The sequence below is a fragment of the Jiangella aurantiaca genome (genome assembly GCF_004349105.1).
Lineage (GTDB): Bacteria > Actinomycetota > Actinomycetes > Jiangellales > Jiangellaceae > Jiangella > Jiangella aurantiaca.
This window is the reverse complement of sequence record NZ_SMLB01000022.1, coordinates 80,755-93,619: the sequence shown is the minus strand read 5'-3', so window position 1 is coordinate 93,619 and position 12,865 is coordinate 80,755. Positions and strand designations below refer to the sequence as shown.

The 12,865-nt window shown below is 73.5% G+C and carries 12 protein-coding genes; all 12 read left to right on the top strand.

Annotation, left to right across the window (positions count from 1 at the left end; all coding sequences use genetic code 11):
* Positions 1 to 146: 146 nt before the first annotated feature.
* The 12 genes from E1262_RS16745 to E1262_RS16690 all read left to right on the top strand — a co-directional run bounded on the left by E1262_RS16745 (position 147) and on the right by E1262_RS16690 (position 12,832).
* A complete protein-coding gene (locus E1262_RS16745) occupies positions 147 to 1,163 on the top strand; it encodes a LacI family DNA-binding transcriptional regulator (protein WP_203453946.1) in 1,017 nt (338 codons plus the stop codon).
* On the top strand, positions 1,160 to 2,101 hold the full coding sequence (locus E1262_RS16740) for a carbohydrate ABC transporter permease (RefSeq protein ID WP_132104286.1): 942 nt from the start codon (positions 1,160 to 1,162) through the stop codon (positions 2,099 to 2,101). The genes E1262_RS16745 and E1262_RS16740 overlap by 4 nt, the downstream gene beginning before the upstream one ends.
* A gap of 2 nt (positions 2,102 to 2,103) precedes the next feature.
* Positions 2,104 to 2,940: a carbohydrate ABC transporter permease gene (locus tag E1262_RS16735; RefSeq protein WP_132104285.1), complete on the top strand. Its 837-nt coding sequence runs from the start codon at positions 2,104 to 2,106 to the stop codon at positions 2,938 to 2,940.
* Between the two features lie 71 nt (positions 2,941 to 3,011).
* Entirely contained in the window at positions 3,012 to 4,271 is a 1,260-nt protein-coding gene (locus tag E1262_RS16730) for an ABC transporter substrate-binding protein (protein WP_203453945.1), read from the top strand.
* A gap of 49 nt (positions 4,272 to 4,320) precedes the next feature.
* Positions 4,321 to 5,286: an ADP-ribosylglycohydrolase family protein gene (locus E1262_RS16725; protein WP_132104284.1), complete on the top strand. Its 966-nt coding sequence runs from the start codon at positions 4,321 to 4,323 to the stop codon at positions 5,284 to 5,286.
* Positions 5,283 to 6,395: an ADP-ribosylglycohydrolase family protein gene (locus E1262_RS16720; protein ID WP_132104283.1), complete on the top strand. Its 1,113-nt coding sequence runs from the start codon at positions 5,283 to 5,285 to the stop codon at positions 6,393 to 6,395. The genes E1262_RS16725 and E1262_RS16720 overlap by 4 nt, the downstream gene beginning before the upstream one ends.
* Positions 6,389 to 7,537 (top strand): ADP-ribosylglycohydrolase family protein, encoded by a 1,149-nt coding sequence (locus E1262_RS16715; RefSeq protein WP_420810534.1) that lies wholly within the window; start codon positions 6,389 to 6,391, stop codon positions 7,535 to 7,537. Before E1262_RS16720 ends, E1262_RS16715 begins: the two co-directional genes overlap by 7 nt.
* Entirely contained in the window at positions 7,537 to 8,880 is a 1,344-nt protein-coding gene (locus E1262_RS16710; protein WP_132104281.1) for an ADP-ribosylglycohydrolase family protein, read from the top strand. The genes E1262_RS16715 and E1262_RS16710 overlap by 1 nt, the downstream gene beginning before the upstream one ends.
* Positions 8,877 to 9,773 (top strand): ribokinase, encoded by an 897-nt coding sequence (gene rbsK / locus E1262_RS16705; protein ID WP_132104280.1) that lies wholly within the window; start codon positions 8,877 to 8,879, stop codon positions 9,771 to 9,773. Before E1262_RS16710 ends, rbsK begins: the two co-directional genes overlap by 4 nt.
* 118 nt (positions 9,774 to 9,891) lie before the next feature.
* Positions 9,892 to 11,079, top strand: a complete 1,188-nt coding sequence (locus tag E1262_RS16700; RefSeq protein WP_132104279.1) for a CaiB/BaiF CoA transferase family protein — start codon at positions 9,892 to 9,894, stop codon at positions 11,077 to 11,079.
* A complete protein-coding gene (locus tag E1262_RS16695; protein ID WP_132104278.1) occupies positions 11,076 to 11,933 on the top strand; it encodes an HpcH/HpaI aldolase/citrate lyase family protein in 858 nt (285 codons plus the stop codon). The genes E1262_RS16700 and E1262_RS16695 overlap by 4 nt, the downstream gene beginning before the upstream one ends.
* Before the next feature lie 104 nt (positions 11,934 to 12,037).
* The gene (locus E1262_RS16690; protein WP_203453944.1) at positions 12,038 to 12,832 is read left to right on the top strand and encodes a putative protein N(5)-glutamine methyltransferase; all 795 of its coding nucleotides are present in this window, start codon (positions 12,038 to 12,040) and stop codon (positions 12,830 to 12,832) included.
* Positions 12,833 to 12,865: the final 33 nt, after the last annotated feature.

Here is a 12,865-nt window from a genome sequence, read left to right as displayed (position 1 = left end):
GAGTGGGTGGGTTACGGGTTCGTATCGACGACTTGACGGAAGCGGGACGGGCGCGATGCAATGAGCCACCCCGGAAACGTTTCCCGCTGCCTGCCGCACCACGGCTCGGAAACGATTCCAGATCGACCACGAGGAGGTGGAGGCACGTGACGCAGCGCCGTCGGCCGACAATCCATGAGGTCGCGAAGGTCGCCGGGGTCTCGATCTCCTCGGTGTCGCGGGCGCTCAACGGCAACACCTCCAACGCGGACATGGTCGCCCGGGTCAACGCCGCCGTCCGGCAGGTCGGCTACGTCCCGAGCGTCGTCGCGCAGTCGCTGAAGACGCGGCACACCGGGCAGGTCGCGTTCGCCATGGAGGACATCGGCAACGCCGCTTACCTGGAGATGGTGCGCCGCATCCAGCCGGCGCTGCGCGACCAGGGCTACCGGCTGCTGCTGCACAGCACCGGCGCCGACGTCGAAAACGAGCTCGGCGTGCTCGCGAGCCTGAGCCAGAACTACGTCGACGGGCTGATCCTGTGCCCGCTGCGGGTGACCGACCGGCACGTCGAGGCGCTGCGGCAGACCGCAGTCCCGGTGGTGGTGATCGGCCTGCTGCCCGACGACGTCCCGGTCGACAACGTCCGGGCCGACTCGCGGGTCGGCGCGCGGCTCGCGGTCGAGCACCTGGCCGAGGCCGGCGCCCGCCGCATCGCGTTCATCGACGGCCCGCTCGACACCGTCCCCGGCCGGGCCCGCTACGACGGCTATCGCAGGGGCCTCGCCTCGGCCGGCCTGGCCGCTGCCGACGACCAGACCGACGAACTGGTCCGGTTCACCGACTTCCAGTTCGAGGCCGGCCGCCAGACGGCGCGCGAGCTGCTCACCGCGCACCCGGACGTCGACGCTGTGCTGGGCGCGAACGACCTCATCGCGATGGGCGTCCTGCACGCGCTGCGCGAGCTGGGCCGCGACGTCCCCGGCGACGTGCGCGTGGTCGGCATGGACGACACCCCGCTGGCCGCGACGAGCTTCCCGCCGCTGTCCAGCGTCTCGCTCGGCTCGGCCGACCGCGGCCGCATCGCCGCGGAGCTGCTGCTGCGCCGGCTCGACGGCGACGACGCGCCGCCCGAGCGGGTCACCGTCCCGCCGTCGCTGACCGTCCGGGAGAGCAGCCGATGAGCGCCACCGTCACCGCGCCGCCGCCGACGACGCCCCGGCCCAAGCAGCCGGGCAGGCGCCGGACCTTCCTCGGCCTGGACCGCGACGGGCTGATGCTGGCCGTCCCGGCGCTGATCCCCGTCGTGCTGTTCAGCCTGTACCCGCTGCTGCGCGGCATCTACCTGGGCTTCACCGACGCCCAGGCGGGGCGCAACGCCGCGACTGAGTTCACCGGGTTCGAGAACTACACCCAGCTGCTGGGCGACTCGTACTTCTGGGAGTCGTTCCGCATCGGGCTCATCTGGGCGTTCGGCGTCACGATCCTGCAGTTCTTCGCCAGCCTCGGCCTGGCGCTGCTGCTGAACCAGAAGCTGCGGCTGCGCTGGCTCGCGCGGACACTGGCGCTGGTGCCGTGGGCGATGCCGCCGGTGGTCGTCGGGATCATGTGGCGGCTGGTGTACCACCCCAACGCGGGCATCCTGAACAGCGTCCTGACGGACCTGCGCATCATCGACTCCAACGTCGAATGGCTCAGCTCGTTGTCGCTGGCGCTGCCCGCCGTGATCGTCGTCGGCGTGTGGTCCGGCATGCCGCAGACGACGGTGGTGCTGCTCGCCGGTCTGCAGAGCGTCTCCGAGGAGCTCAAGGAGGCCGCGGCGATGGACGGCGCGGGCCCGTGGCAGCGGTTCCGCAACGTGACCTGGCCGGCGCTGCGCCCGGTCGTGACGGCCATGACGACGCTGGACTTCATCTGGAACTTCAACTCGTTCAGCCTCGTCTACGTGCTCACCGAAGGCGGGCCCGGCGGCTCGACGCGGCTGCCGATGCTGTTCGCCTACGAAGAGGCCTTCCGCTACGGCAACTACGGCTACGCGGCTGCCCTGGGCAACGCCATGGTGCTGGTGATCGCGGTGTTCGTCGTGTTCTACCTGCGCCGCCGCTACCGGGAGGAGGGATGATCATGCGAGGCGCCCGTACGCTGGCGACCCCGGCGAAGTACCTGGCCCTGGCCGCCTACCTGGTGTTCCTGGCCTTCCCGCTGCTCTGGCTGGTGTCGACGGCGTTCAAGCCGCCGCAGGAGATGGCGCTGATCGAGCCGACGATCATCCCGGAGAACCCGACGCTGGAGAACTTCCGGCTCGCGTTCGATCAGCAGCCGCTGGCGCGCGCCCTCCTCAACACGCTGATCATCGCGGGCGTCTCGGCCCTGGTCACCGTGTTGCTCTCGATCCCGGCGGCGTACGTGATGGCCCGCTACCGCTCGGTGGTGAGCCGGATGACGACGCTGTGGGTGCTGCTCAGCCAGATGTTCCCGTTCATCTTGGTGATCATCCCGCTGTTCCTGCTCCTGCGCGATGCCGGCCTCTACGACACGCAGATCGGCCTGATCATCGTCTACGTCGTCTGGAGCATGCCGTTCGCGCTGTGGATGCTGCGCAGCTACGTCGCCGGCATCCCGGCCGAGTTGGAGGAGGCGGCGGCGATGGACGGCGCCGGCAGGCTGCGCACGCTCAGGGACATCGTGGCGCCACTGCTGGTCCCGGGCGTGGTCGCCGCGGCGCTGTTCGCGTTCGTCTCGGCGTGGAACGAGTTCCTCTTCGCCCTGGTACTGCTGCGCACACCCGAGCTGCAGACCATCTCGCTGACGCTGGTGAAGTTCATCGGCGCCGAAGGGGTGGCCCGGCTGGGCCCGCTCGCGGCCGCCGCCCTGGTCGCCACCATCCCGAGCCTCGTCTTCTTCGCCATCATCCAACGCCGTCTCGTCGGGGGCATGCTCGGCGGCGCGGTGAAGTCGTGACCACATCCAGACCCACCGAAACCACCCCAGGAGGGATCGTGCGCAGAGCAACGATCGTATCGGCCACCGTCTTGAGCGCAGGCCTCGTGCTGGCCGGCTGCGGCTCCGGCGACGACGCCGGCACCGGTGACGGCGGGGACGGCCCCGTGACGCTGACGTTCCAGAGCCTGGCGTTCCAGCCGGAGTCGATCGCCGCGAACCAGCAGATCATCGAGCAGTGGAACGCCGACAACCCCGACATCCAGGTCGAGTACCTCCAGGGTGACTGGGCGTCGGTGCAGGACCAGCTGGTGACGGCGTTCGAGGGTGGCACCGCTCCTGACCTGATCCACTACGAGTCGTCCTACCTGCAGGACTTCGCCGACCGGGGCTGGATCCTCGACATCACCGACATGGTGTCGTCGGAGTTGAGAGACGACATCCTGGGCGGCGCGTGGGAGGCGGTCACCTTCGACGACGCCGTCTATGCGGTGCCGTTCCTGCTGGACGCTCAGGTGATCTTCGCCAACAAGACGCTGCTCGACGCCGCCGGCATCCCGGTGCCGGCCCCGGACGACCCGTGGACGTGGGACGAGTTCGCCGAGACCTCCAAGCAGCTCACCGACGCCGACACCTTCGGGGTGGCGTGGACGCTGAAGGACCCGGCCAACCGCATGCTCAACCTGGCCCTCAACTTCGGCGGCGGGTTCTTCGAAGAGTCCGACGGCGCCAGCACGGTGGTCTTCGGCGACGGGGAGAAGGAGGCGTTCCAGCGCATCTACGACCAGCTCTACGTGGACAAGAGCGCCGCCACGGATGCCATCGGCATGGGCGGGTCGGACCCGCTCCCGGGCTTCTTCGCCGGCCAGTACGCCATGCTGCCGAAGGGCATCTGGTTCCGCCAGCAGATCATCGACCAGGCCCCGGAGGGCTTCGAGTGGGTGACCATCCCGGCGCTGAAGGGCGACTCCCAGGCGCAGGCGGCGGCGCCGCAGACGATCTCGATCGCCGCCGAGTCCGAGCACCCCGAGGAGGCGATGGCCTTCCTGGAGTACATGCTGAACCCGGAGAACCAGGCGCTGCTGGCCAAGGGCGACTGGATGATTCCGGCGAGCTCCGCCGCGGCCCAGGACCCGATCCTGACCGAGACCCCGGACTGGCCCGTCGCGGCCGCTTCGGGCGAGTTCCTCGAGCAGGCGCCGTTCCAGCGGGTGCGTGGCTACGAGGAGTGGAAGAACAAGGTCGCGAACCCGTCCATCGAGGAGTACTTCGCGAACTCGATCTCGCTGGACGAGCTCGGCACCCGGCTGACCGAGGACGGCAACGAGATCCTGGAGCGCTACAACCGCTGAGCCGCGGTCGGAGGCGGGGGAAGCGGAGCGAGAGGTGGAGGCGCGGACCATGCCCGTGACCAGACAACGGGCGCGAGGATGCCTGCTCGGGCTCGCCGTCGGTGACGCCATGGGCGCCCCCGCGGAGAACCTGACGGCCGAGGAGATCGCCGCCCGCTGGGGCACGGTCACCGGGTTTCTCACCGATCGGCCGTCGGGCACCGACGACACCGAGTACGCCGCGTTCAGCGCGCTGCTGTTGCTCGAGCACGGCACCGCGCTGACCAGCGACCACGTCGCCGACGCGTGGATCAGGCACCTGACTGTCCGCGAGGGCGGGTTCTCCGGCGCCGGGTTCAGCGAGCTGGGCACCATCGAGAACCTGCGCGCCGGGCTGCGGCCGCCGGCCAGCGGGCGGCACCTGCACTCGTGGAGCGACGGACTGGCCATGCGCGCCGCGGTCCACGGGGTCTACGCCGCGGGGGATCCGGGGACGGCGGCCCGCCTGGCCGCCGTCGACGGCGCGGTCAGCCACGACGGCGAGGGCGTGCACGCCGGGGTCGCGGTGGCCGCCGCGGTCGCCGTCGCGATGACGGGGACGACGACGCCGCACGACATCGCGGCCGCCGCGCTGGCCGCCGTGCCGGACGACTCGTGGACGGCGCGGTCGCTGCGGGCCGGCGTCATCCACGCCGGGGACGTGCCCGCGCTGCTGGACGCCGTCGTCGTCCGGTCCTATCCATGGACCGACCTGGCGCCGGAGGCGGTCGCGCTGGCGTTCGGCGCGTTTCTGGCGGCCGACGGCGCGTTCGCGCCGGCCGTCACCGGCGCGGTCGCGATGGGCCGCGACGCCGACACCACCGCCGCCATCGCCGGCGCGCTGGCCGGGGCGCACGGCGGCCTCGACGCGGTCCCGGCGGACTGGCGCGCGCAGATCGGGCCGGTCACCGGCCGCTGCCTGGGCGAGGTGGTCGCGGGCCTGCATCCGCTCGACCTCGCCGACCAGTTGGCCGACCACCTGGAGGCGGACTCGTGAGCGATCGGCACGACCACACCGCCGGGGCGCTGCTCGGGCTGGCCATCGGCGACGCCGCCGGCTGGCCCGCCGTCCGGCACCGCGCCCAGCTGCTGCCGCCGTGGACCCGCCGGCTGCACCGCGAGCTGGACGCGTTCGCCGAGATGGAGCAGGTGACGACGCTGCCGGTGCCGTTCGCGCTCAATCAGCCGACGGCCCCGCTGCGGCTCGGGCCGAGCGACGACGCGGAGTGGGCGGCGTGGACCCTGACCTGGCTGCTCGACACCGCGGCGCGGCCCGGCGCACTCGGCCGCGACGACGTGCACGCGCACTGGCGCTCGGCGGCCGCTGCCGGCACCCTGCCGCGCGGCCGGATCAGCGTCGCGGCCGCGTCCGACGCGCTGCGCCGCGATCTCGACCCGCCGGTCACCGGGCACGACAATCCGCACCACTTCGACGACGCCGCCGCGGTCCGCTCGGTCGCCGCCGGCCTGGTCGCGGACGGCCCGGACACGGCCGCCACGCTGGCCGGCTGGGATGCCGAGGTCACCAACGCCGGCGACGGCCTCGCAGCGGCGCGGGCGGTCGCCGAAACCGTCGCCCGGCTGGTCCGCGGCGAGCCGCTGGCCGATGCATGGGCCGTGGCCGCCGCCGGGCTCCCCGCGGACGGACTGCTGGCGGCGTCCGTCGACCGGGCGCTGGCGGCGACCTCGGGCGCGGGGAGTGCCGGCGAGGCCGTGCCGCTGCTCGACGAGCCGGCCGGCCACGTCTACAGCTACGGCGTCGCCGCAGCACAGACCCTGCCGGTCGCCGTCGCGCTGGCGCACGCCGCCGAGCGGGGCGGGGAGCGGCCGATCGCCGCCGTCACCGCGGCGGCTTGCCTGCCGGCGCTGGCCGACAGCGCACCCGCGCTGACCGGTGCGCTCACCGGCGCGGCGCACGGACTGAGCGCGTTGCCCACGACCTGGGCCGAGCGGTGCCGGCGACTCGCGGGCTGCTGCGCGGCCGAACTGGCCGGCCTCGACCTGGTCGAGCTGGCGGGCTCCATCGAGGAGAGGGCGATCGCCGAGGCCGACCGCGAGGTCCCAGGCGGCGACGAGTCCCGCTGGAAAGAAGGGAATCAGTGTTGACCAGTGACGCACTCATCGACACCGCGGTCGGGTGCCTGACGGGAGCCGCCGTCGGCGACGCGCTCGGTGGTGCGACGGAGGGCTGGTCGCCGCAGCAGATCCGGGAACGGTGGGGCGGCTGGGTCGAGGGCATCGTGCCGCCCTACTACGAGGACTGGCGCACCGCGCGGCCCATCGCGCCGTATCACAAGGGCGACGGCCACGTCACCGACGACACCTTGATGACGCACCTCATGGTCGAGGTGTACGAGCAGGCCGGCGCCCACCTGACGGCGTACGACGTCGCCGAGCGGCTGGTGCCGCTGATGATCGGCCGCAAGGTCTGGATCCCCGAGCTGGAGGCGGAGGCGCTGCCGCTGCAGCGGGTGTTCCTCGCGGAGAAGTTCATGGCGCTGCGGCTGCACTGGGGGCACGCCGACCCGCGCGAGGCCGGCGTCGGCAACGCGGTGAACTGCGGCGCGGCGATGTACATCGCGCCGGTCGGCATCGTCAACGCCGCCGATCCGGACGCCGCGTACGCCGAGGCCGTCGACGTCGCCGGCGCACACCAGTCCTCCTACGGCCGTGAGGCGGCCGGCGTCATGGCCGCTTGCGTAGCCGCGGCCGCTGCGCCCGGCGCGACCGTCGACGACGTGCTGGACGCGGCGGTCCGGCTGGCCAAGGACGGGACGAAGGCCGGCATCGAGGCGGTGCTCGGCACCGCGGCGTCGATCGGGCACTGGACCGAGGCGGTCGAGTCCGGCAAGCTGCGCGCCGCCGTCGCGGCGTACGACACCGTCGGTGACGACTACCGCAACCAGGGTCTCGGCGCCCGGCGGCCGAGCCGGGTGCACACCATCGAGGAGCTGCCGGTCGCGCTGGGCTTCCTCGCCATCGCCGGCGGCGACTGGCGCGACGCCGTCATCGGCGGGGTCAACTACGGCCGCGACTCCGACTCGATCGCGTCGATGGCCGGGGCGATCGCGGGGGCGCTGGGCGGCCGTGCGGCGGTGCCGGCGGACCTGGTGACGGCGGTCGCGGCGGCCAGCCGAGTGGACCTCACCGGGCCGGCGGAACGGCTGGCCGCGGTGACGGCGCGGGTGCGGGCGGCCGACGCCGCCCGTCGCGCGGCCGTCGACGACGCGTTCGGCGGACTGGCCTGATGCGGCTCACCTGGGTGCAGCCGGAGGACCTGGTCGGGCACGCGTTCGCCCAGGCGGCCGAGGACGGTGTGGACGTCGCCGACCTGCGTGCGCGCTGGGTGGACGCCGGCGGCGATCCGGCGCCGGCGCGGAGCGGGGCGTCGGACGTCCCCGCGACGGCGCAGCTGCGGGCGCTGGCCGCCGAGCTGCTGGACGAGGTGGACGCGCGGCCGTCGCCGTACGACGCGTCGGAGCCGACGGACCTCGCCTCGATCGAGGCCGGGTGGACGCGGGCGCCGTCGACCCCGGCGCCGTCGCTGGACCGCGTGCACGGCGCCTGGCTCGGCCGGGCGGCCGGCTGCCTGCTGGGCAAGCCGGTGGAGAAGATCCCGCGGGCCGGAATCCGGGAGATCCTCGAGGCGACCGGCCGCTGGCCGCTGAACGACTGGTTCACCGCGGTGGGCCTGCCCGACGACGTCGCCGCTCGCTGGACTTGGAACCGGCGCAGCGCGACGACCAGCCTCGCCGAGAACATCGACGGCATGCCCGAGGACGACGACCTCAACTTCCCGATGCTCAACCTCGCGCTGCTGGAGGCCCGCGGCGCGGACTTCACGACGTCGGACGTCGCCGAGAGCTGGCTGGCGTCGCTGCCGGCCGGGCGGGTGTTCACCGCCGAGCGGGTCGCCTACCGCAACCTGCTGCTCGGCCACCTGCCGCCGGCCACCGCGACGGTGCGCAACCCGTTCCGCGACTGGATCGGCGCCCAGATCCGCGGCGACGTGTTCGGCTGGGTCCGGCCCGGCGCACCCGCCGGCGCCGCCGCGCTGGCTTGGCGCGACGCCGTCCTCAGCCACACCCGCAACGGCGTGTACGGCGAGCTGTTCGTGGCCGCGGCGTGCGCGTCCGCGCTGGTCGCGGACTCCGTCGACGAGGTGATCGACGCCGGGCTGTCCGTCGTGCCGGCGTCGTCGCGGTACGCCGAGGCGGTGCGGTTCGCGCGAGCGCTCCCGGCCGAGCACGGCGACTGGGAGGCGGTCGTCGACGCCGTCGAGGCGCGCTACGGGCACCTGCACTGGGTGCACGTGCTGAACAACGCCGCGCTGGTGGTGGCCGCGATGGTGCACGGCGGCGGCGACTACGAGCGGTCGGTCACCGCCGTCGTCAGCGGCGGCTGGGACACCGACTCCAACGGCGCGACAGTCGGCTCGATCGCAGGCGCACTGACCGGCGCCGCCGCGCTGCCGCCGCGGTGGATCGCGCCGATGCGCAACCGGGTGAGCACGACTCTGGCCGGGTTCGACGGCATCGGCTTCGACACGCTCGCGGCCCGCACGGTCGCCGTCGCGGAGGGGCTGACATGATCGCCGTCCTGGGCAGCGCCAACATGGACCTCGTGGTCACCGTCGACCGCGCACCCGGCCGCGGCGAGACCGTCACCGGCCTCGAGTTCACCACGGTGCCCGGCGGCAAGGGCGCGAACCAGGCGCTCGCGGCGGCCCGGGCAGGCGGCGACGTCGCGTTCCTCGGCGCGGTCGGTGACGACGACTTCGGCCGCCGCGTCACCGCGCTGCTCGCGGGCGATGGCGTGGACGTCTCCGGTCTCGTCGTGAGCGACCAGCCCACGGGGACCGCGCACATCACCGTCGACGGCACCGGTGACAACTCGATCGTCGTGGTGCCGGGCGCGAACGGCACCGTGACGTCGCTGACGGACGCGCACCGGGCCGCGCTGGACGCGGCCGAGATCGTGCTGCTGCAGCTGGAGCTGCCGTTGCCCCTGGTGACGGCGGCGGCCGAGTACGCACGATCACGCGGCGTCCGGGTGATGCTGACCCCGGCGCCGGCCGTGCCGCTGCCGCCGGCGCTGCTGGCTGCCGTGGACGTCCTGGTGCCGAACGAGCACGAGGCGGCGCTGCTGGCCGGCGTCGCCGATCCGGTGGCCGCGGCCCGGTCGCTGGCCGCGGCGGGCGGCGACGTTGTCGTCACGCTGGGCGCGCGGGGCGCGCTGCGGGTCCGGGCGGGTGCCGTGACCGCGGTGCAGGCGTTCGCCGTCGACGCGGTCGACACGACGGCGGCCGGCGACACGTTCGCCGGGGTGCTCGCCGTCGGCCTCGCCGCGGGGCTGGACTGGGACGCTGCGCTGCGGCGGGCGTCGGCCGCGGCCGCGCTGTCCGTGCGGCGGCCGGGCGCGTCGTCGTCCATGCCGCACCGCGCCGAGATCGACGCGTTCCTGGCGGAGGCCGGTGACGCATGACCGGCCTCCCAACGTCCGTTGATCTTGGAGTTCTTCGGGTATCAATCGGACGAATCGCCCCGCAATTGCCGAACAACTCCAAGATCAACGGGAGTGGTCTGGTGGGAAGGGGGTCCTCGTGACGGGGCCGTTGAGCGGGCTGCGCGTCGTCGACGCCGCGACGCTGTTCGCGGGGCCGATCGCAGCGATGCACCTGGGAGACATGGGCGCTGACGTCGTCAAGGTCGAGCACCCGCGCCGGCCGGACCCGTCCCGCGGGCACGGCCCGGCGAAGGACGGGCAGAACCTGTGGTGGAAGACGCTCGGCCGGAACAAGCGGACGATGACGCTGGACCTGTCGCACGAGCGCGGCCAGGAGGTGTTCCGGCGGCTGGCACGCGAGTCAGACGTCATCATCGAGAACTTCCGGCCGGACACGCTGGAGCGGTGGAACCTCGGGTACGACGTGCTGGCGGCGGAGAACCCGGGGCTGATCCTCGCGAGGGTGACCGGGTTCGGGCAGGTCGGCCCGTACCGGCGGCGCCCCGGATTCGGCACGCTGGCCGAGGCGATGAGCGGGTTCGCTTCGATGACCGGCGAGCCGGACGGCCCGCCGACGCTACCGCCGTTCGGGCTGGCCGACGGCATCACGGCGCTCGCGACGGCGTTCGCGGTGACGGCCGCGTTGTCCGCGCGGGCGACGAGTGGGCGCGGGCAGGTGATCGACCTCGCGATCATCGAGCCGATGCTGTCGGTGCTCGGGCCGCAGCTCACCCGGTGGGACCAGCTGGGGACGGTGCAGCCGCGCACCGGCAACCGGTCGGCGAACAACGCGCCGCGCAACACCTACCGCACGTCCGACGGCCGCTGGGTCGCGGTGTCGACCAGCTCGCAGAGCATCGCCGAGCGGGTCATGCGGCTCGTCGGCCGGCCCGACGTCGTCGACGAGCCGTGGTTCGCGACCGGCGCGGGTAGGGCCGCGCATGTCGAGGAGCTGGACGCCGCCGTCGGCGCCTGGGTCGCGGCGCGGACCCGCGACGAGGTGGTGGCGGAGTTCGAGAAGGCGGAGGCGGCGGTGGCGCCGGTGTACGACGCGTCGGACCTGGTCGCGGACCCGCAGCTGGCCGCGTTGGGTACGGTGCTGCGGGTCGAGGACGAGGACCTCGGTGCGGTCGCGATGCAGAACGTGCTGTTCCGGCTCTCCGAGACGCCGGGCGCGGTGCGGTGGACCGGGCGGGCGCACGGCGCCGACACGTCTGATTTACTAGCCGAACTCGGATATTCGGTGGATGAAATTGTGGAGCTCCGCTCCGAAGGAGTCGTATGAGCCTGGTGCTGACCCTCTTGTACGTGCCCGCCGACCGGCCAGGCCGGGCCGAGAAGGCGCTGGCGTCGTCGGCCGACGTCGTGATCCTCGACCTCGAGGACGCGGTGGCGCCGTCTGCGAAGGCCGCCGCGCGGTCCGGGGCGGCGTCGGTGCTGTCTGTGGTGGACGGGCGTGACGTGCAGGTGCGGGTGAACGCACCTGGCACGCCGTGGGGTGCGGACGACCTCGCGCTGGTCGCCGGGCTGCCGCCGTCGGTGTCGGTGCGGGTGCCGAAGGTGGCCTCTCCAGATGATGTCGCCGCGGTGCGGTCGGTGGTGGGGGACCGGCCGGTGCACGTGCTGCTCGAGACGGCGGCCGGCGTCGAGGCGGCGTTCGACATCGCGTCCGCGCCGGGCGTCGCGTCGATCGGGCTGGGCGAGGCCGACCTCGCGTCCGACCTGGGGTTGTCCGGCCCCGGCGTCGAGGACGGGCTGGCGTGGTGCCGGCAGCGGCTCGTGGTCGCCGCGCGGGCGGCCGGGCTGCCGGCGCCGGCGATGGCGGTGTGGACGGACCTCGCCGACACCGACGGGCTGGCCGCGTCGTGCGTGCGCGGCCGCGGCCTGGGTTTCGTCGGCCGGGCCGCCATCCACCCGAAGCAGCTGCCGGTCATCGAGGCCGCGTTCCGGCCCCCGCCGGACGAGGTCGCGCGGGCCGAGGAGGTCGTGGCGGCGGTCGAGGCGGCCGCTGCGGCCGGCTACGGCACCGCCGTCCTGCCCGGCGGCCGCTTCCTCGACGTCGCCATGGTCGACCAGGCCCGCCGGGTCCTCGCTCTCGCCGACCGCACCGCCGTCGCCCGCTCCACGCCCGTCATCTGACTCACGCCAAAGTTGATCTTGGAGTTGTTCGGCTATTCCTGGGTGAAATGTCCGATAGATGGCCGAACAACTCCAAGATCAACGTAGCGGGCTAGGGTGGCGGGGTGGTGGACGGGGAGGTCGTCGCGCAGTTGCGGGCGGCAGGGTGCGTGTTCGCCGAGGACGAGGCCAGGCTGATCCGCGAGACCGCGACCACGCCGGCCGACGTCGAGGCGATGGTCGTCCGCCGGGTCGCCGGGGAGCCGCTCGAGCACGTCCTCGGCTGGGCGGAGTTCGCCGGGCTGCGGGTCGCGGTCGCGCCCGGTGTGTTCGTGCCGCGGCACCGCAGCGAACTGCTCGTCGACCTCGCGAGGCAGCGGGTGCGGCCGGGGTCGGTGGTCGTCGACCTGTGCTGCGGGACGGGGGCGCTCGGCCTCGCCGTCGTCGCCGCGACGGAGGGCGTCGAACTGCATGCCGCCGACGTCGACCCGGTCGCGGTCGCGTGCGCGCGCCGCAACGTCGAGCCGGCCGGCCGCCTCCACGAGGGCGACCTGTACGACGCGTTGCCAGGGGAGCTGCGCGGCCGGGTCGACGTGCTGCTGGCCAGCCCGCCGTACGTGCCGACGGAGGCGATCGCGCTGATGCCGCCCGAGGCCCGCGACCACGAGCCGCGCACCGCCCTCGACGGCGGCGGCGACGGGCTGGCCCTCGTCCGCCGCATCGCCGCCGGCGCCCCCAGATGGCTGAGCGGTGACGGCGTCGTGCTGATCGAGATGAGCGCGGCACAGGCCGCTGCCGCCGTCGACGCCGTGAAGGACGCGGGACTGGCCGCGCACGCGCTGCACGACGACGAGGGCGAGGCGACCGTGGTCGTCGCCGAAGCAGCAGAAACGGAGAGTCGTCACCTCCGCAGCGGATGACGACTCCCCGCCGGTGTCAGGTCGCTGCTCCCC